Source organism: Georgenia halophila (genome assembly GCF_039541595.1).
Map to the genome: position 1 here is coordinate 765,060 of NZ_BAABGN010000002.1, position 22,816 is coordinate 787,875.

A 22,816-nucleotide genomic window follows, 5' to 3' on the forward strand; every position below is an offset into this window, starting at 1 on the left:
TCACAGGTCCTTGCGCGCGAAGGACACCAGCGCCAGTCCCCAGATCATCGCCACCCACACCGCGGCCCACACGAGGTAGGCGGGCGTCAACGGCGCCTCGCTCAGGAACGGGTGGCCCTCGATCTCGGCGCCGAGCTGTCCCAGCACCCCGGGGTCTTGGAACGCGTGCATGGCACCGCGCCACAGGCCGTCGGTGGGCAGGAGCATCTTCGAGACGGTGCCCACGCGAGCGACGGCGTCGTTCCCCAGAGCAGCTCCGACGCCACCTACCACCCCGGCGACCCAGGTGGCACCGAAGAGACCAACCGCGACCACGCCGGAGGCCATCGGCGAGATGGCCGTCGACAGGAGCAGGGCCAGGGTGAGCAGGACGGTCGTCTCCGCTGCGAGCAGTGCCAGCGCGGTCGCCGGCTGTGGCGGCCAGTAGCCCGTCGTCCACAGGACGACGAGGCACTGGGCCAGCCCGGCGAGGACGACGAAGCCGGCCCCGCCGACCACCAGCCCGAGCCACTTGCCGAGCAGCACGGCGGAGCGACGGATCGGCCGGGCGAGCATCGTGAGCACGACGCCCGACTCCGTCTCGCCGGACAGCGTGGGCCCCGCGAGGAAGGCGGTACCCAGCGCCGCGATCAGGCTGTACCCGAACATCACGAGGTTGAGGAGCATGGACGCGGCGAATCGGGCCTCGCCGGTGGTCAGGGCAGCGCCCCCGTTCTCGGCCGCCAGTCGCGCGAACCCCCAGCCGCTCAGGGCGAGCAGCAGGACCGTGAGCCCGGCGAGCGCCAACAGCACCCGCCGGCGAGAGGCCTGACGCAGGGTGAGCGCAGCCATGGTCACGACGGTGCGCACCGTGGTCATCGGCCGTCCCCCTGCTCGTTCCGCAGGATGCCGAGCAGTCGCTCCTCCAGGCTGATCCGCGCCGGCTCGACGGCGTGCACCCGGGTTCCCGTGCTGACCAGGTCACGGACCAGGTCGGGCACGGCGGTCCCGGCGTCGTCGGCCGGCAGCGCCACGGTGAACCAGTCACCGGCGCGCTCGACCTCACCGGTCGCGGCCAGTCTCTCCTCCGCGGCCGGAGCAAGGTCCGTCAGCTGAAGCTTCACCTCGCGCTGCCCGAGCAGCTCGGCGAGCGTCCCCGATGCGGCGACCCGGCCGCCGTCGAGGATCACGACCCGGTCGCAGACCCGCTCGACTTCCCCGATCAGGTGCGAGTTGAGCAGCACCGCGACGCCCCGGGACTTGAGGTCACCCACGATGTCGCGCACATCCGCACGCCCCAGCGGGTCCAGCGCGCTCGTCGGCTCGTCCAGCACCACGAGCTCCGGCCGGGCCACCAGCGCGACGGCCAGCCCGAGGCGTTGCTGCATGCCCTTGGAGAAGCCGCCGACGCGGTCGCCGGCCCGGTGGTCCAGGCCCACCAGCGACAGGCGGTCGCGCTGCTCCGCGGCCGGGACGGTCATGCCCGCGAGCCGCACGTGCAGCCTCAGCACCTCGGCGGCGGTGAGCCACGGCTGGTAGCGGAAGAGCTCCGGCAGGTATCCGACGCGGGCCCGTGCCTGCGGGGCGCGCGCCCGTCGCCCCAGCAGCAGCACGTCGCCGGCGTCGGGCCGAACCAGGCCGAGCAGCATCTTGATGACGCTGGTCTTGCCGGCTCCGTTCGGTCCGAGCAGGCCCACCACCTCGCCGCGACCCACGGCGAAGGACACGCCGTCGACCGCGGTCTGCCGTCCGTACCGCTTGCGCAAGCCGGAGCACCAGACGGCGGGTCCGGCCGGCAGGCCGGCGACCAGGTCCGCCGCCGCGCGAACGTCCGCGTCGGCGTGGACGCCGGCGGGCTGGGCGGTCATGATCAGCTCAGGTCCCGGGCGATGGAGAGCACCTCGTCGGCGTCCAGCGCCCCGGCGACGGCGGTCACCACGCCGTCGTCCACCCACACGACGGCGGCCATCGTCCGATCGCGTGTCACCAGCACGGTGGCCGGCACGTCGCCGATCTGTGCGGAGGACGTGGTCACCTCGTCGGCGGGCACCGGCAGAGGCAGGGTGGAGCCGTCCGGCTCGAACGCGCGCAGCTGCGCCGCGACGTCCTCCGGCAGCCCGGGCAAGGACAGCAGGTAGTCGCGGGCCGTCTCGAACGGCACGCCCGAGGAGTGCACCGTCGGCGCGACCGCGCGGGCCACCACCAGACCGGGCGCACCATGGTCCGAGGACCACGCAGCGGCGAGGCCGGGGCCGGCCTCCAGTCGGAACCGGCTGCCGTCGAGGCCCGGCGGCGGCGGTGGCGCGGCCTCACCGGCCGCCTCTGCCGCCTCGGCGGCCTGCTGCGCCGAGAACGTGAGCTCGGCGCTCACCGGGCCGCCGACCCGGAATGTCGGTTCTCCGCTGACGCCGCGGGGCAGCTCGCTCACCTGCGGGACGGCGAGACCGGTCGCCTGCTCGGCGGCAGCGGCGTCCGCGACCTCGCGGACGTCGAGGTCGTGGGTGACCTCGACGTCGCCGTAGGCGGACAGGTCGGGCAGCTCGACCAGGTCGGCCTCGGTGACCGTCACCGGCGCGACCTCATCGGTGCGGAAGATCTGCAGCCAACCCCCGGCGGCCGCGGCGCCGGCTCCGGCCAGGACGACGGCCACGGCGAGGGCCGCGGCGACCGGACCGCGCAGCGCGGCACGCGATCGCCCGGCGTGCGCCGTCGGCCGGCTCTGGTCGGTCGATGCCGGCCGCCCATCGGCGGCGTCGTGGCGCATGGCAGCGAGGCCGCCCAGGCACTGCTGGCAGCCGGCGACGTGCTCGCGATCGGCATCGGCCACGCCGGCCGGCTCCTCCAGCACTCGGCGCAGCACGTCTTCACTCGGATGACGCATGGTCGTTCAGCTCCTTGTGTTGTTCGGCGCGCCGCAGGGGGCGCCTCCAGTGTGAGTCTCGCCGCGGCGTTTCGTCAGCCGGTGGGCCCTCGATCATCGGGATCCTTCGCGCGCTGCTGCCCCGGCCGCCGGGGCAGGCGGCCGGGGGTCGGGAAACGACCTGTCGGCGAAGAGCACCTGCCGGGCGGCGGCGCGGCCGACGGGGGTGCGCAGCAGGGTGAACGCCGTGGTCGCGAGGGCGGGGGTACGTACCTGGGCCAGGGCGCGGCGCAGCGTCAGCCGCCCTCTGAAGCGGGTCCGCAGGGCGGCGCCGTCGTACTGAGTCAGCGGGTCGGGACTGCCGGCTCGCAGGGCCTCGTCGAGGACCGTCGCGGCATGCTCCGACAGCCGTAGGCACGGGTCCAGGCCACCGGCGGTCAGCGGGGAGACCGCACCGGCCGCGTCGCCGACGAGCAACCCGTCGGCGGAGCTGATCCGGCGGAGCAGGCCGCCGACGGGGATCGGGCCGCCGCGGCGCTCGACCTGGTCGGGACGGTCGACGCCCGCCAGGCCCGGGGCGCGGGTGGTGAACCGCTCCAACGCCCGGTGGACGCCGTCGGGGAAGCGGTCGGCGTAGCCGGCCACGCCGACATGGGCGTGCTGACCGTCGTTGACGACCCAGGCGAGGTAACCGGGAGCCAGGGTGGGGTCGAGCACGCAGTGGAAGGCCGGTGGCCCTTCCTGCGGGGGCACGTCGAAGACCTGCTCGGCGCCCGCCAGCAGGTGCCGATTGCGGTCGAACCCGAGGTCGCGGGCCACCCGCGAGCGCGCTCCGTCGGCCCCGACGACGAACCGCGCCCGCACCGAGGTCGGCCCGTCCGGACCCGTCATCAGGAAGGTGTCGGCTTGTCGACCCTCGTAGCGCGTGCCCAGCGATATCCGTGCGCCGGCAACGGCCGCAGTGCGGGCCGCTGCTTCGTAGATGGCTGCCATGTCACCCACCCGGTACTCGTCGCGCGAGCTGACCAGGCTCACCGGACGGCGCATCTTCGGGGGGTAGAGCACCACCCGCCGGATCGGAGGCCCGAGATGCTCGGCAGGCAGCGCGAAGTCGTCGAGCGTGCGACGGACGAAGATGCCCGTCGTGCAGATGGCGCCGGCAAGCGTCGGTCGCCGGTCCACCACCAGCACCTCGTGGCCGCGCTCGGCGAGCAGGGTGGCGGCGTGCAGCCCGGCGAGACCAGCTCCGACGACCAGCACGTCAACGGTTTTCATGCCGTGACCGTATCCGCGGCGTGCCTGCCCACGAGACCCCTCATGGTGATCGACGCGATACCTCCACAGGATCTTGAGAATCTCCAGGATCTGCGCACGTGCAGGCGGAACGACTCGACGATCCGACGGCGCGACCCTCCACCGACTCCGCATGCGGGTGCGGGCACTGCGCCACAGACTGATGGCGACACAGCCGACACCAGCAGGAGGTATTCGTGAGCACCGACGACGCCCGGACGAGCACGGACCAGCTCGCCTTCGTCAATCCGGTCGAGCGTTTCCCGGAGATCAGCCCGCCGAAGCAGCATCAGGAGGAGCCGGGGGTCCAGAAGGAGATGACTCCCACACCGGACATCGGTGAGTACTCCTACCGCGGCACCGGACGTCTCGAGGGACGCAAGGCGCTGATCACCGGTGGCGACTCCGGCATCGGCGCGGCCACCGCCGTCGCGTTCGCGCGCGAGGGAGCCGACGTCGCGATCACCTACCTGGCGCCCGAGGAGCGGGACGCGGAGAAGGTCGCCCGGATCATCACCGAGTGCGGGCGTCGTGCCGTCACGATCGCCGGCGACCTCATCGACCCCGCGTTCTGCACCGAGGCCGTCGAGCGAGCCGCCAACGAGCTCGGAGGCCTGGACATCCTCGTCAACAACGCCGGCAAGCAGGTGGCCACCCAGTCCCTCAGCGAGATCGGTGACGAGCAGCTCGAGGAGACCTTCCACGCCAACATCCTCGCGATGTTCCGCACGACGCGAGCCGCCCTGAAGCATCTCCCCGCCGGCGCCACGGTGATCAACACGACGTCGATCCAGGCGTACCAGCCGTCCCCGACGCTGCTGGACTACGCCAGCACCAAGGCCGCCATCAACAACTTCTCCAAGGGCCTGGCCCAGCAGCTGGCGCCGCAGGGCATCCGGGTCAACGCCGTCGCGCCCGGGCCCGTCTGGACGCCGATCCAGCCCTCGGAGGGCCAACCGCAGGAGAAGTTGCCGAAGTTCGGCCAGGACACCCCTCTCGGTCGCGCCGCGCAGCCCACGGAGATGGCCCCGGCGTTCGTCTTCCTCGCCTCCCCCGAGTCGAGCTACGTCATCGGCGAGACCATGAACGTCAACGGGGGCAAGCCGACGCCCTGACCGCCACGGCCAGAGAGCCACCCCACCCCGCACGCCGAGCCCCACCCCCACGGCCACGCCGAGAGCGGAAACCTGCACCAAGAGCGGACGTTCAAACGTCCGCTTCTGGCATAGGTTTCCGCTCTCGGCGTGTGGGCGGGGCGAATTCTCATCGGGGACCCGCCGCGGCACGCCCGGCCCAGATGCAGGGGCATGGCCCTCGGTTCACGATGGTGATGACGCCAGAGAGCGACTCCTCGACACAAGGAGGACAAACCATGGCGAACACCGTCACGGACGTCATGACCAAGAACCCGACCAAGATCCGGGCGAACCAGACGGTCCGCGAGGCGGCCGAGCTGATGAAGGCCCAGGACATCGGTGACCTCGTCGTGGAGGACGGCGGCCAGGTGGTCGGCATCGTGACCGACCGCGACCTGGTCATCCGCGTCCTCGCGACCGGCGGCGGCGCCGAGGACGAGGTACGCAACGCCTGCAGCGCCGATCTGGTCACCGTCTCCCCGGATGATCCGCAGGAGGCCGCGGTGAACCTGATGCGCGAGAAGGGTGTCCGGCGCGTGCCCGTCATGCGCGGCGACGACCTCGTCGGCATCCTCTCGATCGGCGACCTCGCCATGGAGCGGGACCAGGAGTCGGCGCTGGCCGACATCTCCGCCAAGCAGCCGAACGAATGACCCCGCTGGCCTCGAGGGAGTAGCACCCATGGCAACCTGTGACACCTGCGGCAACGAGTACGACAAGACCTTCACGATCACGCGCGGCACCGAGTCCGGAACGTTCGACAGCTTCGAGTGCGCCGTCCACGCCATGGCTCCCACTTGCGAGCACTGCGGGTGCCGGATCCTGGGCCACGGCGTGGAGGCGGACGGCGCGATCTACTGCTGCGCCAACTGCGCCCGCGAGTCGGGAGCACCGGAGCTGATCGACCGAAGCTGACGGACGCGCACGAGGTCAGACAACGTCGAAAGGAGTGATGAGCGAATGCAGCACGACGAGTTCATCGGTCAGGTCCAGACCCGGGCCAAGCTGGCCAGCCGCGGCGACGCCGAGCGCGCTACCCGAGCGACCCTCGAGACCCTCGGCGAACGCGTCCCCGAAGGGCTGGTCGAGAATCTGGCCGCCGAGCTGCCGGTTGAGATCGGCGAGAATCTCCGGCGCACGATCACCTTCGGCGGCGAAGGCACCGGCGAACGTTTCGACCGTTCGGAGTTCGTCTCACGGATCACCGACCGGACCGGGGCGGACGCGCCCGACGCCGTGTTCCAGGCGCGGTCCGTGCTGGAGGTGGTCGGCGACGCGGTCCAGGGCGGCCTGATGGACAACGTGGCCGCCGCCCTGCCGGACGACATCAAGGGCTTCCTGGGCGGACGCTCGGGCAAGCTCGACGACGCGGCCGCCGGGTCCTGAAGAAGCCTCATTGACTCCGGCCCGTCACCGCAGGTCGACGGCGCCACGGCCGAGAACCGCGTGCGGTCGCCAGCCAGCTGGCCGCCTCTTCGAGGCTGCCAGACCCTGCGGTGTCGTCAGGCGCGGTCGGGCGCCGGTCATCCTGAGGAACAATGCTCGGGTGGACATGGACATCCGGATCGCCGCGTACGCCGTCATCGTCGACGAGGGCCGTATCCTCCTGCCCCACTGGAGCGAGAACGGCCGCTCCGGCTGGACGCTGCCGGGCGGCGGCATCGATCCGGGTGAGCATCCCGAGGACGCGGCGGTCCGGGAGGTCCGGGAGGAGACGGGTTACGACGTGGCGCTCGACGGCATCATCGGCGTGGACAGCCTGGTCGTACCCGGCGGGCGAAGGATGACCGCCGGCCGGGCCGGCGTGCCGCTGCAGGCCCTGCGGATCGTCTACCGGGCCCACGTCGTGGCCGGGCAGCTCGCCGTCGAGGTGAACGGGTCCACCGACGACGTGGCGTGGTTCCCGCTGACCGAGGTCGACGGTCTGGACCGCGTGGAGCTCGTCGACATCGCCCGCCGCTGGTCGGGCCTGTTGGTCGAGACCGGCTGACGTGCTGCCCCGTCACCAACCGTCGACGTGCACCACGCCGTCGAGGTCGACCCGCGGCCAGGGTCTGAAGTCGGTGCCCTTCGTGTACGCCACCGGGAGCAGCACGCCCTGCCGCACGGTCGCCGGGATGCCGAGGAGCTCGGCCACCTCGCGCTCGTACCGCAGGTGCAGCGTGGTCCACGCCGTCCCGAGCCCCCGGGCCCGGAGGGCGAGTGCCAGGCTCCACGCCGCCGGCAGTAGCGAGCCCCACAGGCCCGCCTGGTTCGCTGCCGGCAGGTCCTCCTCGCCGGTCGTGATCGCCCCGATCACCAGGACGGGAACCTGGCCCAGCACCTCCCTCAGGTGGTCGGCGCTCGAGCTCACTCGTGCCTGGACGCCCTCTGCCGGCGTTCCGCGAGAGCCGCGGTAGGCGTCGTAGGAGCGTCCGTACCACTCGGCGACGCCGGCCTTGAGCTCCGGATCTGTGAGCACGATCCAGTGCCAGCCCTGGCTGTTGCTACCCGACGGCGCCTGCACGGCGATCTCGAGGGCCTCGCGCACCACGGCGAGCGGGACGGGGCGGTCGAGGTCGAGGCGCTTGCGCACCGCGCGTGTCGTGGTGAGCAGCTCGTCGGGGGTCAGCGGCAGCAGGTCGGTCATCCGGATCGTCTCCTCTCCTTAGGGGCATCCGGGCCAACTCGAACCCCGGTGGTCTGATTCCTCTCGACGACCTCCTGCCCACGACCGGTGATGACGACGGCGTCGCGGGCGCTAGCGTGTGCTGACGTGACGGCTTCCGCCTCGACCGCCCTGCCCACCTACGACGACGTCGCCGCCGCGGCCGCGCGGCTCGCCGGCCGGGCGCACCGCACCGCGGTGCTGCGCTCCCGGCTCCTCGACGCCCGGCTCGGCGCCGAGGTGATGTTCAAGTGCGAGAACTTCCAGCGGATCGGGGCGTTCAAGTTCCGCGGCGCGTTCAACACGCTCGCGCAGCTCTCGCCCGAGCAGCGGCGTGCCGGCGTCGTCGCCTACTCTTCGGGCAACCATGCGCAGGCCGTCGCGCTGGCCGCCCAGATCCTCGAGGTGCCCGCGACCATCGTCATGCCGCACGACGCGCCGGAGGCGAAGGTGGCCGCCACCGCCGCCTACGGCGCCGCACTGGTGCGCTACGACCGCTACACCGAGGACCGTGAGGGGATCGGGCGCGCACTCGCCGAGCGGGACGGGCTGGCCCTCGTCCCGCCGTACGACCACGCCGATGTCATCGCCGGGCAGGGCACGGTGGTCAAAGAGCTGCTCGAGGAGGCCGGCGAGCTGGATGCGCTGTTCGTCCCGCTCGGCGGCGGCGGGCTCCTCTCGGGCTCGCTCCTCGCCGCCCGCGCCCTCTCCCCCGCCTGCCGGGTCTACGGCGTGGAGCCGGCGGTGGGCAACGACGCGCAGCGTTCACTCGCGGAGGGCCGGATCGTCCACATCGACACCCCCCGCACCATCGCCGACGGCGCCCAGACCCAGCACCTCGGCGAGCTGACCTTCGCGATCCTCCGTCGGGAGGGCCCCACGGTCCTGACCGCCGCCGACGACGAGCTCGTCGAGGCGATGCGGACTCTGGTGACGTATCTGAAGATCGTCGTCGAGCCGACGGGCTGCCTGGGGCTCGCGGCGGCGACGGCCATGGCGGAGGACCTGCGCGGGCAGCGGGTCGGCGTCGTCCTCAGCGGCGGGAACGTCGACCCGGCGCGGTTCGGCGCGCTCCTGGCGGGCTGAGACTCACCGGCACGCGACGTGGGCCGCGATCTCGTCGGCGATCTTTTCGGCAAACACCTGCTCTGCATCGAACTCCAGGTCGCAGGCGTCCATGTCGGGACGGAGCGCCTCGAACCGCTCGTACGCACGGCGCAGGAACGCCGGATCCTTCGAGAGCCCGCGGTCGGGATCGCCGGTGACGCGCCGGAGCGCCGTCGGGTATGTCGCCCGGAGCATCACGCGGACCAGGCGCACGTCCCCCGAGACGTCACCGATCAGGTGATTTGTCTCCTGCCGGCTGTAGATCGGTCCGTCCGCGATCACCGTGTCCACCCTGTCCAGCCACGCGGCGACGAGGCGCCCGTGCACCTGGTGCGCGAGGTCCCAGTCGGAGAGTCCGCCGTGAACCATCGCCGCCACCTCGTCGACGTCGACCACCGCCACGGTGCTGCCCGCCGCGAGCAACCGGTCCGCCAGCTCCCGGGCAACCGTGCTCTTCCCCGCGGCGATCGGGCCGGTCACGACGACGAGCAGGCGGGCGGAACGCGTACGGGCGGGCATTCGTCGATGCTAGAGCTCCGGTGGTATCCGGCAGCGGCGGCTCAACCTGATGGCCGTGACACCGCGAGGTCGATGGCGCGACGGTAGCCCTCGGGCAGGCGGAGAGCGTCGCACTCCTCCGGGCTGAAGAGGCCGAGATCGAGGTGCTCGGCGGAGACGACGAGCTCGGGCTGAGACTTCAGGACGCACCCGTACGCCACGATCAGGACGGATCGTGCGGGTACGACCTCGAAGGTCCAGACGTCGAGCAGCGGCCCGGCACCGACCGTCAGGCCGGTCTCCTCGTGGATCTCGCGGACCACGCACCTCTCGGGTGACTCGTCCTCCTCGAGCTGACCGCCCGGCAGCTCCCACTCGTCGCGTTCGTTGCGGGCGAGCAGGAATCGTCCCTCGTGCTCGACGACACCCTTGACCGAGACGACCCACCGCACATCCGGACCCTAACGCTCGGGTCCGGCCAAGGGCCTGCAGCCCTGCGGCTCTCGTCCCCGTCACACTCTGGCGAGGGTGTGCTCCTCGGCCGGCCGCGGGTCCGCGATGGTCCACTCGTGGGCGCCCGAACCGACCTCCACCGGCTCCGCACCCGGCAGCTCGACGGTCGCCGTCGTGTTCGCCGGCACCACGGCCCGCACCCTGATCTCACCGTCCGTGGCCGTCCATCCGGACTCGGCCATGCCGTAAGGCGTCTCGTGCCGCGCCCAGGCACGGTCCAGCCCGGCGATCGGGACCGGCGCGATCCGCAGCCGCCGGTACCCGGCCGCGTCCGGAGCCAGGCCGGCCAGGCGGCGGTACATCCAGTCGGTGACCGCGCCGAACGCGTAGTGGTTGAACGAGGTCATCTGCCCCGGGTTGATGCTGCCGTCCGGGAGCATGGAGTCCCACCGCTCCCAGACGGTGGTCGCCCCCATGGTGACGGCGTACAGCCACGAGGGGACCTCGGTCTGCAGCAGGAGTCGTCCAGCCACGTCGGCGTGACCGGTGGTGGTCAACGCGTCGGCGATGATCGGGGTGCCGACAAACCCTGTCCCGATGTGGAAGTCCGCTCGGCGCACCAGCTCCGCGAGACGCTCGCCCATCACGGTGCGGGCGTCGGCGTCCACGAGCTCGTACGCGATGGCCATCGCGTACGCCGTCTGGGCGTCCGAGACGATCATCCCGGCAGGCGTGACGTACTCGTGCAGCCAGGCCTGCCTCGTCCGCTCGGCGATGTCGGCGTACCGGGACGCGTCCTCGGCGTGCCCGAGCTCCCGCGCCGCCCGGGCGACCAGCCGCGCGGATCGGACGAGGTGGGCGGTGGCGACGATCTCCTTGTCGACCTTCGCCTGACCGGGGTTGTCCGGCGGAGAGTCCGGGTCGAGCCAGTCGCCGAACTGGAACATCCCCTGCCACAGCAGCCCTTCGCCGGCCAGCTCGACGACCTTGTCGACCCACGCCCGCATGCTCGGGTACTGCTCGGCCAGCGCCCGCCGGTCGCCGAAGCGCTCGAACAGCACGGTCGGCACCACCGTCGCGGCGTCGCCCCAGGCGGCCGCCGCCCGGTCACCGTCGGGCAGCACCTGCGGCACCACGAACCCGCAGACACCGTCCGACGCGGCCTGCTCGGCCGCGACATCCTTCAACCATGCCGACAGGAAGGCGTCGGAGTCGAACAGCGTGCTCGCCGTCGGGCTGAACACCTGGATGTCGCCCGTCCAACCGAGCCGCTCGTCCCGCTGCGGGCAGTCGGTCGGGATTGACAGGAAGTTGCCGCGCATCCCCCACACGACGTTCTCGTGGAGGCGGTTCAGCAGCGGCTCCGAGCTCTCGAACCAACCGCTGCGCCGCATGTCGCTGCCCACGACGACGGCGGTGACCGAGGCGGCATCCAGCTCGCTGTCGAACTCTCCCGGCCAGCCTTCCAGCTCGGCGTACCGGAAACCGTGGAAGGTGAACTCCGGCTCGAAGACGTCCTCGCCGCCGGAGAGCACGAGCTCGTCGGTGGCGCGTGCGTGGCGCAGCGGCCGCACGCCAAGCTCGCCGTGCTCGAGAACCTCGGCGTGGCGAACCGTGATCACCTGCCCCTCGGGCCCGGCGACGCGCACGCGCAACCAGCCCACGAGGTTCTGACCGAAGTCGAGGACGGTCTTCCCCGACGGCGTGGTGATGACCTCCTGAACCACCAGCTCCTCGGTCCGGCGCACCGGCTCGGCGGTGGCCGGTTCCGGGACGACATCGGCGTCACGGACGGCGACCGCAGGCCAGGCCGAGTCGTCGAAACCCGGCGCTGACCAACCGGAGACCGCGCGGCGAGCGTCGATACGCTCACCGGCGTAGATGCCGCTACTGACCACCGGCCCGGCGGCCGCGCCGCGCCAGTGGCTCCCGGTGACGACGACGTCGGACGTGCCGTCGGTGTAGGCGATGTGCAGCTGCGCCGCGACGGCCGGCTGGTCGCCGTAGACGCGGCGCGCGCTGCCATGGAAGCCGTACTCCTCGGTGAACCAGCCGCCGGCGAACCGGATGCCGACGGCGTTGCGTCCGGTCGTCAGCAGTCCGGTGACGTCCGTCGCCTCGTGCTCGATGCGGTACTGGTAGCTGGTCCAGCCGGGCTTGAGCACCGCGTCGTCGACGTCGCGCCCGTTGATCGCCACCTGGTAGACGCCCTGCGCGCTGGCGTAGAGCGTCGCGGAGGCGACCTCCTTGTCCACGTCGATCTCGGTCCGCACGAGCCCGGGGCACGCCTCCCCCTCCGGCTGCGCGAGGGCGACGAAGGCCGCCTGCCACTCACCATCGGCCAGGAATACGCTGCGCAGGGTGACCGGCTCGCTCCACGGCGAGGTGCCGCCGTCGTCCCCGGTCACCCGCACCTCGAGGGTGTGGCGCGCGTGCGGGACCAGAGGCGGATAAGGCCAGTCCACGAAGACGGACTCCGCCGTGTCGAGCCGAGCGACCTCGGTCCCGTCGAGGCGGACCTCCGCGGCGCTCTGGCGCCAGCCGGGGCCGTCGGACGCGACCGTCCACGACAGTCGCGGCGTCGGTGTCTCGGCGAACGCCCCGTCCCGACGGCGCTCGACGCGAACAGCGGTGACTCGGGTGGTGCTCATGTGGTGCGTTTCCCCTCGATGGTTCAGCCCTTGACGGCGCCGGCGGTCATGCCGGCGACGATCTGGCGGTTGAAGAACATGTACATGACCAGTGGCGGGATCGTGATCAGCAGAACGTCCGTGAACAACAGGTTCCACTGGTTCAGCATCTGGCTCAGGAAGTTGTACAAGGTGAGCTGGACGGTCGCGTTCTCGTCGCCCGGCAAGAAGTACAGCGGGTTGGTGAAGTCGTTGAAGACCACGACCGACTGCACCACGATCACGGTGATGACCGTCGGCTTCATCAGCGGCAGGACCACGGTGAAGAAGAGCCGGAAGGGTCCGGCGCCGTCGATGAGCGCCGCCTCGTCGAGCTCGCGCGGGATGGTGCCGACGAAGGCCCGGAACAGCAGGATGCAGAATGACAGCCCGAACGTGGCCTCGATGAGGATCAGGCCCGGCAACGTCTTGAACAGCCCGAGCGTCTGCAGCAGCCAGATGGTCGGCACCACGGCGGGCGGGACGATCAGCCCGGCCAGCACGAAGAAGTTGACGACCGGGTTCCACCTGCTGGCGCGGCGCTGCAGCACGAAGCCGACCATCGCCGCAGCGATCACCATGATGACCACGCTGGTGACGGTCAAAATCGTGCTGTTGACGAACGCCCGCGGCACGATCCCGTCACGCATGGTCATGACCTCGACGATGTTCTCCACGAAGACGATCTCCTCGGGCCAGGAGAACGCGAGTCGCGACGCCGCGGCCGGAGTCTTCATCGCCTGCAGGATGACGAACGCGAACGGCACGAGGAAGACGACGATCGAGACGAGGACCGAGATGACCCCGATCACGACACCGCGGCGCCTCATCGTTCCACCGCCTGCCGGTTGATCAGCCTCGTGACCGGGATCATGATCGCCGTGACCACGAGGAACAGGATCACGTTCCCGGCTGTGGAGAGCCCGTAGAACCCCGCCTGGTACTGCTTGTAGATCACCGACGCGATGACGTCCGAGGAGAAGCCGGGTCCGCCCTCCGTGGTCGCCCAGATGAGGTCGAAGGAGCGCAGGCCGTCGATGAGCGAGAGGATGATGACCGTCCCGGTCGCCGGCATCGCGAGCGGCAGCGTGATGCGCCGGAACTGCTGCCATCGGCTCGCGCCGTCGATCTGCGCGGCCTCGTAGTACTCCCGCGGGATCGCCACCAGGCCGGCGATGTAGATCAGGGTCGCGATGCCGAGCCCCTTCCAGATGTCCACGCCCGCGACGCTCAGCAGGGCGATGTCCGGGTTGGTGAACCAGTGCGGCCCCTCGACTCCGAAGGCCGCCAGCACCGTGTTCACGAGACCGTCGAACGGATCGAGCAAGGCCGTCGCCATCACGCCGACTCCGATGGTCGACACCAGCACGGGGAAGAAGACCACCGACCTGAGGTAGCCGCGCGCGGTGATCTGCGAGGTGAGCAGCACGGCCAGCGCCATGCCGATGACGACCTTCGCCCCCGACGTGGTGATGCCGTAGATGAAGGTGTTGATGAACCCTTGGAAGAGCCGCGGCTCCTGGAAGAAGCGGATGTAGTTCTCGAGCCCGATGAACTCCGTCTCGAACAACGTCCAGCGGGTCAGGCTGAAGTAGAACGACGCGAAGGTGGGGATCGCGAAGAAGACGAGGTACAGGACTCCCGCCGGCAGGTAGAACCACATCGGGTAGGCGTGCCGCTGCGCACCCGCGGCACGGGCCTTGTCCTGGCGCGAGGTGCGAGCCCGGGCCCGACGGGCTCGCACCTCGGACGCCGCGAAAGTCACCAGCCCTCGAGCCCCAGCTGACGCGCCTGGTTCACCACATCCTCGTCATACGCAGCGGCGGCGTCCTCGGCGGACCGGATACCGGAGCCGACCTCGACCATGATGTGCTCGAGGTTCGGCCCCTTGATCGGCGAGAGGAACTCCAGCGCCGGCGCGGTGTTGCCCTCGTCGAAGTACGTCTGGAGATCCGTCAGGATCGGCGGGGCGTCGTCGGGCAGGTCGCAGGTGCCCGGGTAGGGACCGGCCGCCGAGAGGTTCTCGTTCTGGATCTCGCACCCGGCGTCGCTGGTGATGAACTCGACGAGGGACAGGGCGGCCTCGCGCTCGGCGTCCTCGGTGGTCTGCGGCACGTAGATGCCCGTGGCCTGCCAGATCGTGGCGGTCGTGTTGGCCGCCTCCTCGGCGGGCATCGCGAAGTAACCGATGTCCTCGATGGCGTCGGGGTTGTTCTGCTTGATCAGGGCGATGAGGCTGGAGAGCATCGGATAGTGCGCGCCCTCGCCCTCGGCGAGCATGCGGGCGCCGTCCGCGTCGGTCGCCGACGCGAAGTCCTCGTTGAAGATGTCCGCGTTGGCGACCTCCTCGTGGTGCTGGAAGCCGTAGAACGCGGGCGGCTCCGTGTAGGAACGATTGCCGGCGGTGTACTCCTCGGCCCAGTCCGGGTCGACCGTGTGCACGTTGCCGTAGTCGGCGAGGACGAACAGCTGGCTGGTGTAGGTGGACCCGTACGTCTGGATGACCGGCGTGATGCCAGCCTCGGCGATCGCCTCGTTGTTCGCCATGAAGTCGTCCCAGCTCTGGGGGATCTCGAGGCCGAGGTCTTCGTAGACGGTTCGGTTGTACAGGATCCCGCCGCCGAACGTGGCACCCCAGGCGTTGCCGTAGGTGCCGTTGTCCGTGCTGACCGTGTTGACGAACTGGTCGTCCAGGTCGCCGAGCCAGGGTTGGTCGCTCATCTCGACGAGTGTCTCGTCCGGGTTCAGCGCCTGGAACAGCGAACCGGTGTTGTAGATGAAGACGTCGGCCATCTCCCCGGTGGAAAGACGGGTCTTGACGATGTTGTCGCCCTCGCCGCCACCAGGGCGGGTATCGATGTTGACCGAGATGTCGGAGTTCTCGGCCTCGAAGGCCTCGACGAGCGCCTCTGCCGCAGCGATGGTGTCCGCACCGTTGTCGACCAGGAAGTCGATCTTGACGCTGCCGTCGCCGCTGCCGCCGCCACCGCCGGACGAGCACGCGGTGAGCGCGAACAACGACAGCGCGCCGGTGGCGGCCACCAGCGGACGCAAGAGTGGACGTTTCATGGGCCTTACCTCCTCGTAAGGGCGGTGTGTCAACCGATCTACATCCGGTGTGTGAATCCTTTCACCTTGCGAGCCAAAGTAGTGTGGCGGCACACGAGTGTCAACCGATCTACACAGGGAGAGCGATGGGCCGCCTGCGGCTGGACGTCAACCCGGCACCTGCCACCACTCCGGCGGATGCCGATGCCGGCGCACATCCCGATGCGGGTGAGGAGGCCGCCGGCCCGGACGGTGAAGGCACGCTCCGCCGTCGGAGCGCGACCATCCAGGACGTCGCCGACGAGGCGGGTGTCTCGCGCGCGGCCGTCTCGAAGGTCATCCGCGACGCGTACGGCGTCTCGCCCGAGATGCGCCAGCGCGTGGAAGCGGTGATCGCTCGGCTGGACTACCGCCCCCGAGTTGCCGCACGTGCCATGCGTGGCTCCAGCTTCACGCTCGGCCTGGAGATCCCCCAGATCGGCAACGACTTCCACTCCGTGATGGCGGCCGGTGCCACCGACTTCCTCGCCGAGACCCCCTACCAGCTCGTCATCGCTCCGATCCGTGACCCGCAGGAGGGCGACAAGGCGATCCAGAGCCTGGCGGACCGACAGGTGGACGGCATCGTCGCCGTCGCACCGCTGGTCTCGAGCGACTGGCTCGACCGGCTCGCCGAACGCATCCCGGTGGTGATGGTCGGCCGGCACGACATCTCGACGCGGTACGACACGGTCGCCGGCGACGACGAGGCAGGTGCGGAAGAGGTCATGGAGCACCTGATCGAGCTCGGTCATCGCCACATCGCCTTCCTGGACATCGACCGCAGGCGCGGGCAGGGCGGCAGGTCCAAGACGTTCATCTCCCCGACCGGACGCGACCCGCACGCGATCCGCAGGCGCGTCTACCACGAGCACATGGGCGCGCTCGGCCTGCCCCCGCGCGTGGTGAACGGAGCCGGGCACATGGAGGAGGACGCCGCCGCGGCGGTCCGCCCGCTGCTGGACGACGACGAGAGCAGGCCGACGGCGATCTTCGCCGGGCACGACACCCTCGCCGTCGGGGCGCTGCGCGCCATCGCCGCTGCGGGCCTGGACGCCCACGACGTCTCGGTGGCGGGTTTCGACGACATCCCGATCGCCAGCCATCCGATGATCTCGCTGACCAGCGTCGACCAGCAGGGCTACGCCATCGGCCAGGAAGCGATCCGCCTGCTGCTGGAGCGGATGGGTGGGCGCACCGAGGCCGTACGGCTGCAGATGCCCACGACCCTCCGGGTGCGCGGGTCTACCGCGCCACCTCGCCGACGCTGACGCCGGCTCGACCACGGCGGACACGTCATGGCCACTCCCCGGCCATCGCTACGTCATCTCTCGGTCAGACATTCGCCATGACACCTCCTTAGGTTCTTCAGGTCTCCCTTTGTCGACCGGAAGTACCCCTGTGCCTTTACGCCCCAGACGCCTGCCCGCCCTCGTCACCGCCGTCGCCGTCGGACCGCTCCTGATGCTTGGCGGCGCACCGGCGCACGCCGACACCGCCGTGCCGCTCTTCGTGTCCGAGATCGTCGCAAACAACGACAGCCACGACACCTTCGAGCACTTCGAGGTCACCAACCCCACCGACGCCGCGATCTCCCTGGCGGACTCGGGCATCTCCTTCGCGTACGCGTACGTCGACTCGGACGACACGAGCGGCGACGTACCGCTCACGGTCGAGGGTGACGTGACGATCGGTGCGGGCGAGTCCGTGGTCTTCTGGCTGAGCTACACCAACGACACCGGCACGCTGGACTCGTTCGCCTACACCGTGGACGACTTCCGCGCCCACGTCGGCGCCGAAGCCTCCACCTCGGTGGTCCGTGTGACGGGCCAGCCCGGCATGGCCAACGGCGGCGACCGCGCCGTCCGCATCCTCGACGGCGACGGCGTCCTGACCTGGTCGCACTATCCCGGCGGGTCCATGGGAGAGGACCTGGGCGTCGAGTTCCAGGTGCCGGCAGCCTCGGGTACCGGCGCCACGGTGCTCGCCACGCAGACCGCGCCCACCCCGGGCTCCGTCGCACCCGAGGCCCTCGTCCCGGCCGAGCCGGGCCCCGAGCCGGACCCCGAGCCGGAGGCGCCGTTCGATCCCCAACCCGACGCCGACCTGGTGACGGCACCGCTGCAGGTCACCGAGGTGCAGCCGGACTCGACGAACGTGGGCACCGCCGACGGGTACGAGTTCATCGAGGTCTACAACGCCACGAGCGAGCCGGTCGACTTCTCCGACTACGCGATCACGTACCTGTACCCGCAGGACTACGAGACGAACACCAACGAGGCGCACTGGCCCTCGGTCCCGCGCGACGTGACGATCCCGCCCGGCGAGACCTTGGTGCTCTGGATCAAGAACGGCCAGAACGACGACCTCGGCGGTGCCGAGTTCAACGCTCAGTTCGGCACCGACCTCACCCTCGGCACGGACCTGGTCGAGATCTTCGTCGGCGGCATGGCCAACGGGTCCGCCCGCGGCGTCGACATCCGCACCAACACCGGCTTCAGCGTCAATCGCGCCTACTACAACATGGGCACCGAGGACCAGACGAGCCCCAACCAGGGCATCCGGTACACGGTCGGTGAAGACCTCGAGCTCCAGCAGCAGGCCGGCATCGCGCCGGCAACGCCCGGCACCGTCCAGGCCGACCAGGCACGGGACGGCCTGATGATCGTCCCCGCGGACGGCTCCGCCCCGCAGGTCGAGGACCTGACCGTCGACGAGATCGACCCGACCGGCGACTTCACCATCGAGCTGAAGCTGACAGACGACGTCCAGGTTCGCACCGCCACCCTGGAGCTGCAGAGCGACGTCGCCCAGGCCCCGACCACCGTGAACCTCCTCCACGACGGCGACGACCAGTACCGCCACGTCGTCACCGCCGCCGATCTGACGGGCAAGGCCTGGTACGAGTACACGGTCACCGTCACGGACGGCACGAACGTCACCCGGAACGAGACGGTCCGGGTGCCCGTCGCGGGCGCGCAGACCGACCCCGTGCGTCTCAACGTCGCCGACGGTGACTACGTCGGGGGCACGACGAGGATCTCGGGCGCCGGTGAGCCCTACCCGCCCGGCATCGAGCTGGCCGTCGACGGTGAGCGGGTCGCCACCCAGGAGGGTCTCGAGGCCGAGCCGCAGTTCGTCTTCGAGGTCTCCGGGACCGACTTCTACTTCCGCAACGGCGTGCGGATCGGCGAGGAGGTCCTCCACATCTTCGACGAGGGCACCTACGCCGACACGGTGACCATGTCGACGCCCGTGCCGCTCACCCACATCGAGCAGGGCGAGGCCCTCACCCTGAGCATCTGGGCGGGCACCAAGGCCGCCCCGGAGATCGACGAGGACGAGAACAACGACGACTTCGTCGTCTCGGGCATGCGTCTGGTGCTGCCGGACGGGCGGACCCTCTCCCCGGCCGGCTACGACGACCCGTCGGAGGTCATCCGGATGGGTGACTCCGCGGGCAAGCACGACTACTTCGACTCGGTGTTCTCCCTCCCGCGCGACGCCTTCACGGCCGCCGCGCACGCGTGGGACACCACCGCCGTCGCGGACGGTGAGCACGTGATCTCCGCGACCGACGGGGCCAACCTGGCCTCGGCCACCGTGGTCGTGGACAACACGGCACCCGTCATCACGCCGACGGTCGAGACCGGTGAGACGTACCAGGGCGAGATCGTCCTCGACGCCGACATCACCGACGGCGCAGGCTCCGGCGTGGAGAGCGTGCACGCCACGCTCGACGGCGAGGAGATCGAGCTGGGGCTCGTCACCTCCTCGACGGATCTCGAGGCCGGCGAGCACGAGCTCGCGATCGAGAGTGCCGACGCGCTGGGAAACACGAGCGCGTCGGCGACCACCTTCACGGTCCCGGAGGAGCAGCCGGGCGCGTCCGGCTTCTCGCCGGCGGACGGCGCCGAGGTCGAGCCCGGTGAGGTCACGCTGCGAGCACAGGTGGACGACCCCACCGGCGACGACCTCGATGTCGCCTTCCGCGAGGGCTACCGGCTCGATCTCGACGACGCGGAGGTCACCGCGTCCTCCGGTGTCACCCACGACGCCGCCGCCCTCGACCGCGACGGCATCCAGACGTTCGAGGCCGCGCCCGCGGCCGACGTCCGCATGACCGACGCCTTGGCGCCGGTCTCCTCCGACGCCGCGCTCCCCTACTACCAGTTCGAGGTTCAGGTGCCGGAAGGCGCCGACGCCGACGCGACCGCCCGACTGACCTGGGACGGCACGGCCGACGGCGAGGCACAGGTGACGCTCTACGCGCGCAGCGCGGACGGGACGTCGTGGACCGAGGTGGACGGGCATCTGACCGGGGCCGACGGCGAAGAGTTCCGGCTCTCCGGCGTGGTGACGGTCGCCGACCACGCGCACGAGGGCGTCATCACGGCGCTCGTGCAGCACTCGGCGGGCTTCGCCGGGCCGGACCTGTCCGACCGCAGCACCGCGGTCGACCCGGGCCATCCGGAGGACACCCCCCGGTCGGAGTACGACTTCACGATCGCGTGGGAGTCGGACACGCAGTACTACAACGAGGAGTTCTACGACCACCAGGTGGCGATCCACGACTACGTGCTGGAACGCCGCGAGGAGCTCAACCTCCAGTACCTGATCCACACCGGCGACATCGTCGACGACTACGACCAGCCCTACCAGTGGGAGAACGCCGACCCGCAGTACGCCCGGCTCGACGAAGCGGGCCTGCCGTACGGCGTGCTCGCCGGCAACCACGACGTCGGCAGCGGCGCGTCCGACTACACGCAGTACTCGCGGTACTTCGGTGAGGGCCGCTACGCCGGCAACCCCTGGTACGGCGGGAGCTACGAGGACAACCGTGGCCACTACGACCTCGTCACGGCCGGCGGGATCGACTTCCTCATGCTGTACATGGGCTGGGACCCGGGCCAGGACGCGATCGACTGGATGAACGAGGTCCTCGCGCAGTACCCGGACCGTGTCGCGGTGGTGAACCTGCACGAGTTCATGCTGACCACGGGCGGGCTGGGCCCGATCCCGCAGCAGATCATGGACGAGGTCGTGGCGACGAACCCGAACGTGCGGATGGTGCTGTCCGGGCACTACCACGACGCGTACACCCGGATCGACGAGTTCGACGACGATGGTGACGGTGCGGCCGACCGCACGGTCCACTCGATGCTGTTCGACTACCAGGGGCTGCCCGAGGGCGGTCTCGGGTTCCTGCGGTTGTTGCACTTCGACAACCAGGACGAGCAGATGACGGTCCGGACGTTCTCCCCGTCGCTGGACCAGTACAACTCCGACGAGGAGAGCCTGCTCGGTCCCGCGGAGGACCCGTACGTGTTCCAGGACTTCTCTATCTCGTACGCGGACCTGGGTATCGACCCGCAGACGAAGACCTTGGCGACGGAGACGTTCACCGCCGAGGTCCTGACGACGACGGAGATCGAGTCCTTCGACGCCGTGCCGAGCGGGTCGGTCGTGGAGGCGAGCTGGACGCTCGAGGAGCCAGGCGAGCACGGCTGGTACGTGGCGACCGCCGACGAGCACGGTGGCGTGGCGGCCTCGGCGGTGCACCTGCTCACCGTCGGTTCCGGTGGAGACGGCGATCCGGACGATGGTTCTGACGGTGGTTCGGAGGGCGGTTCGGACGGTGGTTCCGGCGACGGCGGGAACGACGGCTCCGACGAGGGTCCGGACGGCCGTCCTGACGACGGCGCAGACGACGGCGCAGACGACGGCGCAGAAGGTGACGGCGGTGCCGGCTCCGGTGGGTCCGGCGGGTCCGGCGGCTCGGACGATGCGCCCCCGGGTGGTTCTGCCGGGGCCTCCGACCTGCCGGACACCGGCGCACAGCTGCCGAGCGGGCTGATCGCGTTGTCGCTGCTCCTCGTGGCTGGCGGTTTGCTGCTCGCCGGCCGAGCCCGTCGAGCCTGACGCCCGCCGACGAACGAGAGTGTTGATCCTGTTGCTATAGGGACAGGATCAACACTCTCGTCGCCGTCTACGGCCTAGGCTCGCTGCAATGCCGCAGATCAGCGCCGAGACGTGGGTCCCGGTGGTCCCGGAGGTGGCCTTCGCCGTCTCGCAGACCACCGGAGCCCTCCGGCTGCGCTGGGACCCGTTCATCCGGCACCAGCGGTTTCTCGACGGCGCGACGAAGGCCGGCAAGGGCGTGCGGACCCTCACCCGGGCACGGGTGGGCCCCAGGATGGTCAGCGAGTACGTCTCCTACCGGCCACCGACGTCCGTCGGGATGACCATGGTGACCGGCCCGTGGTTCTTCCGTACGTTCGGCGGCGGGTGGCGCTTCACCGCGTCGGAACGCGGCGGGACCCCGGGCACGGTAGCGGTGTGGAAGTACACCTATGCGGTGCAACCCGGCTGGCTGTCGTTCGTCGCCCATCCCGTGGGCCAGTGGCTGCTGGGCCGCGAGATCCGTATCCGCATCGCCGCGTTCGCCCGCGCCTGTGAGGACCCCGACATCGTCGCCGGAGCGGCACAGACGTAGCACTCGGGTGCGGCTTCTCGACATCGTCGAGGAACACGATGTTCGCGGCCTCGGGAAGCTCGCTCCCGGATGGGTGTCGCCCACCTGCGGCTCGGGCCACCAGGTTGGTGGTACTGCCGAGCGCACGGCCAGACCGGTACGGGCGCATCGTGTCGCCGCATGACGAGTAGGTCCGGCCCCGATGCGCGTAGCCGCGCGCGGCGGCACACTGGCCGCACGACGACGAGGAGGACACGTGGCCGACCTGATCGAACGGACCGAGGCTCATCTGGTGGCCTCGCGGGCCGACGAGCGTGGCCGCAGCGCCGAGCTCCTGCTGCACGACGGGCCGCTGCGGCAGACCATCATCGCCCTCACAGCCGGCAAATCGCTCGAGGAGCACAACGCCCCCCACGCGGCCAGTTTGCAGGTGCTGCAGGGACTGGTGCGGATAACGGGCGCCGACACCGAGGAGGTCCCCACCGGCGCGCTCCGGATCATCACGCACGAGCGACATGGCGTCGTGGCGGTCGAGGACTCGGTGTTCCTGCTCACCACGGTCACCGGCGTGGGGCCCACCGGAGGACCGGAGCGAGCGCGGTAACCCTGCGG

21 protein-coding genes are annotated in these 22,816 nt (G+C 70.5%); 10 read left to right on the forward strand and 11 right to left on the reverse strand.

Features of this window, described 5'->3' with window-relative positions; genetic code table 11:
• The 4 genes from ABD907_RS05030 to ABD907_RS05045 form a co-directional block, all read right to left on the reverse strand.
• Entirely contained in the window at positions 1–858 is an 858-nt protein-coding gene (locus tag ABD907_RS05030; RefSeq protein WP_345215362.1) for an ABC transporter permease, read from the reverse strand.
• Positions 855–1,847 carry an ABC transporter ATP-binding protein gene (locus ABD907_RS05035; protein ID WP_345215363.1) on the reverse strand — a complete coding sequence of 331 codons (993 nt, stop codon included), beginning with the start codon at positions 1,845–1,847 and terminating at the stop codon, positions 855–857. Before ABD907_RS05035 ends, ABD907_RS05030 begins: the two co-directional genes overlap by 4 nt.
• A gap of 2 nt (positions 1,848–1,849) precedes the next feature.
• Positions 1,850–2,860, reverse strand: coding sequence for a hypothetical protein (locus ABD907_RS05040; protein WP_345215364.1), 1,011 nt, complete (start codon positions 2,858–2,860; stop codon positions 1,850–1,852).
• A 93-nt stretch (positions 2,861–2,953) separates the two neighbouring features.
• Positions 2,954–4,114 carry an NAD(P)/FAD-dependent oxidoreductase gene (locus ABD907_RS05045; RefSeq protein ID WP_345215365.1) on the reverse strand — a complete coding sequence of 387 codons (1,161 nt, stop codon included), beginning with the start codon at positions 4,112–4,114 and terminating at the stop codon, positions 2,954–2,956.
• 215 nt (positions 4,115–4,329) lie between these two features.
• Between ABD907_RS05045 and ABD907_RS05050 the strand changes: the two genes are divergently transcribed.
• From ABD907_RS05050 to ABD907_RS05070, 5 genes are all read left to right on the forward strand, one after another.
• A complete protein-coding gene (locus ABD907_RS05050; RefSeq protein WP_345215366.1) occupies positions 4,330–5,247 on the forward strand; it encodes an SDR family oxidoreductase in 918 nt (305 codons plus the stop codon).
• Positions 5,248–5,504: 257 nt separating this feature from the next.
• Positions 5,505–5,921, forward strand: coding sequence for a CBS domain-containing protein (locus tag ABD907_RS05055; protein ID WP_345215367.1), 417 nt, complete (start codon positions 5,505–5,507; stop codon positions 5,919–5,921).
• 28 nt (positions 5,922–5,949) lie between these two features.
• A complete protein-coding gene (locus ABD907_RS05060; protein WP_345215368.1) occupies positions 5,950–6,183 on the forward strand; it encodes a hypothetical protein in 234 nt (77 codons plus the stop codon).
• 45 nt (positions 6,184–6,228) lie between these two features.
• The gene (locus ABD907_RS05065; RefSeq protein ID WP_345215369.1) at positions 6,229–6,654 is read left to right on the forward strand and encodes a DUF2267 domain-containing protein; all 426 of its coding nucleotides are present in this window, start codon (positions 6,229–6,231) and stop codon (positions 6,652–6,654) included.
• Positions 6,655–6,820: 166 nt separating this feature from the next.
• Complete coding sequence (locus ABD907_RS05070) at positions 6,821–7,258, forward strand: NUDIX hydrolase (protein ID WP_345215450.1); 438 nt, start codon at positions 6,821–6,823, stop codon at positions 7,256–7,258.
• 12 nt (positions 7,259–7,270) lie between these two features.
• On the opposite strand, the gene ABD907_RS05075 is transcribed toward ABD907_RS05070, so the two are convergent.
• Positions 7,271–7,897: a nitroreductase family protein gene (locus tag ABD907_RS05075; RefSeq protein WP_345215370.1), complete on the reverse strand. Its 627-nt coding sequence runs from the start codon at positions 7,895–7,897 to the stop codon at positions 7,271–7,273.
• 126 nt (positions 7,898–8,023) lie between these two features.
• On the opposite strand from ABD907_RS05075, the gene ABD907_RS05080 reads away from it, so the two are divergent.
• The gene (locus ABD907_RS05080) at positions 8,024–9,001 is read left to right on the forward strand and encodes a threo-3-hydroxy-L-aspartate ammonia-lyase (RefSeq protein ID WP_345215371.1); all 978 of its coding nucleotides are present in this window, start codon (positions 8,024–8,026) and stop codon (positions 8,999–9,001) included.
• Positions 9,002–9,004: 3 nt separating this feature from the next.
• Here the strand turns inward: ABD907_RS05080 and ABD907_RS05085 are convergent, their stop codons facing one another.
• The 6 genes from ABD907_RS05085 to ABD907_RS05110 are packed head-to-tail and all read right to left on the reverse strand — an operon-like array spanning position 9,005 to position 15,711.
• Positions 9,005–9,541 (reverse strand): AAA family ATPase, encoded by a 537-nt coding sequence (locus ABD907_RS05085; protein ID WP_345215372.1) that lies wholly within the window; start codon positions 9,539–9,541, stop codon positions 9,005–9,007.
• Positions 9,542–9,582: 41 nt separating this feature from the next.
• A complete protein-coding gene (locus ABD907_RS05090; protein ID WP_345215373.1) occupies positions 9,583–9,972 on the reverse strand; it encodes an NUDIX hydrolase in 390 nt (129 codons plus the stop codon).
• Between the two features lie 60 nt (positions 9,973–10,032).
• The gene (locus ABD907_RS05095) at positions 10,033–12,624 is read right to left on the reverse strand and encodes an alpha-L-rhamnosidase (protein WP_345215374.1); all 2,592 of its coding nucleotides are present in this window, start codon (positions 12,622–12,624) and stop codon (positions 10,033–10,035) included.
• A 23-nt stretch (positions 12,625–12,647) separates the two neighbouring features.
• Positions 12,648–13,472 (reverse strand): carbohydrate ABC transporter permease, encoded by an 825-nt coding sequence (locus ABD907_RS05100; protein ID WP_345215375.1) that lies wholly within the window; start codon positions 13,470–13,472, stop codon positions 12,648–12,650.
• On the reverse strand, positions 13,469–14,410 hold the full coding sequence (locus tag ABD907_RS05105; protein ID WP_425555702.1) for a carbohydrate ABC transporter permease: 942 nt from the start codon (positions 14,408–14,410) through the stop codon (positions 13,469–13,471). Before ABD907_RS05105 ends, ABD907_RS05100 begins: the two co-directional genes overlap by 4 nt.
• Complete coding sequence (locus ABD907_RS05110; RefSeq protein WP_345215376.1) at positions 14,404–15,711, reverse strand: ABC transporter substrate-binding protein; 1,308 nt, start codon at positions 15,709–15,711, stop codon at positions 14,404–14,406. Before ABD907_RS05110 ends, ABD907_RS05105 begins: the two co-directional genes overlap by 7 nt.
• 125 nt (positions 15,712–15,836) lie before the next feature.
• Here ABD907_RS05110 and ABD907_RS05115 point away from each other — a divergent pair, with 125 nt between their 5' ends.
• The 4 genes from ABD907_RS05115 (at position 15,837) to ABD907_RS05130 (ending at position 22,808) form a co-directional block, all read left to right on the forward strand.
• Positions 15,837–17,000 (forward strand): LacI family DNA-binding transcriptional regulator, encoded by a 1,164-nt coding sequence (locus ABD907_RS05115; RefSeq protein WP_345215377.1) that lies wholly within the window; start codon positions 15,837–15,839, stop codon positions 16,998–17,000.
• Between the two features lie 130 nt (positions 17,001–17,130).
• Positions 17,131–21,651, forward strand: a complete 4,521-nt coding sequence (locus ABD907_RS05120; protein WP_345215378.1) for a lamin tail domain-containing metallophosphoesterase family protein — start codon at positions 17,131–17,133, stop codon at positions 21,649–21,651.
• Between the two features lie 88 nt (positions 21,652–21,739).
• Positions 21,740–22,225, forward strand: a complete 486-nt coding sequence (locus tag ABD907_RS05125) for an SRPBCC family protein (RefSeq protein WP_345215379.1) — start codon at positions 21,740–21,742, stop codon at positions 22,223–22,225.
• A gap of 235 nt (positions 22,226–22,460) precedes the next feature.
• Complete coding sequence (locus ABD907_RS05130; RefSeq protein WP_345215380.1) at positions 22,461–22,808, forward strand: cupin domain-containing protein; 348 nt, start codon at positions 22,461–22,463, stop codon at positions 22,806–22,808.
• Positions 22,809–22,816 lie beyond the last annotated feature (8 nt).

Coding starts and splice junctions, on each gene's coding strand:
- ABD907_RS05030 (WP_345215362.1), bottom strand. CDS start 858: ATGACCACGGTGCGCACCGTCGTGACCATGGCTGCGCTCACCCTGCGT.
- ABD907_RS05035 (WP_345215363.1), bottom strand. CDS start 1,847: ATGACCGCCCAGCCCGCCGGCGTCCACGCCGACGCGGACGTTCGCGCG.
- ABD907_RS05040 (WP_345215364.1), bottom strand. CDS start 2,860: ATGCGTCATCCGAGTGAAGACGTGCTGCGCCGAGTGCTGGAGGAGCCG.
- ABD907_RS05045 (WP_345215365.1), bottom strand. CDS start 4,114: ATGAAAACCGTTGACGTGCTGGTCGTCGGAGCTGGTCTCGCCGGGCTG.
- ABD907_RS05055 (WP_345215367.1), top strand. CDS start 5,505: ATGGCGAACACCGTCACGGACGTCATGACCAAGAACCCGACCAAGATC.
- ABD907_RS05060 (WP_345215368.1), top strand. CDS start 5,950: ATGGCAACCTGTGACACCTGCGGCAACGAGTACGACAAGACCTTCACG.
- ABD907_RS05065 (WP_345215369.1), top strand. CDS start 6,229: ATGCAGCACGACGAGTTCATCGGTCAGGTCCAGACCCGGGCCAAGCTG.
- ABD907_RS05070 (WP_345215450.1), top strand. CDS start 6,821: ATGGACATCCGGATCGCCGCGTACGCCGTCATCGTCGACGAGGGCCGT.
- ABD907_RS05075 (WP_345215370.1), bottom strand. CDS start 7,897: ATGACCGACCTGCTGCCGCTGACCCCCGACGAGCTGCTCACCACGACA.
- ABD907_RS05085 (WP_345215372.1), bottom strand. CDS start 9,541: ATGCCCGCCCGTACGCGTTCCGCCCGCCTGCTCGTCGTCGTGACCGGC.
- ABD907_RS05095 (WP_345215374.1), bottom strand. CDS start 12,624: ATGAGCACCACCCGAGTCACCGCTGTTCGCGTCGAGCGCCGTCGGGAC.
- ABD907_RS05100 (WP_345215375.1), bottom strand. CDS start 13,472: ATGAGGCGCCGCGGTGTCGTGATCGGGGTCATCTCGGTCCTCGTCTCG.
- ABD907_RS05110 (WP_345215376.1), bottom strand. CDS start 15,711: ATGAAACGTCCACTCTTGCGTCCGCTGGTGGCCGCCACCGGCGCGCTG.
- ABD907_RS05115 (WP_345215377.1), top strand. CDS start 15,837: ATGGGCCGCCTGCGGCTGGACGTCAACCCGGCACCTGCCACCACTCCG.
- ABD907_RS05125 (WP_345215379.1), top strand. CDS start 21,740: ATGCCGCAGATCAGCGCCGAGACGTGGGTCCCGGTGGTCCCGGAGGTG.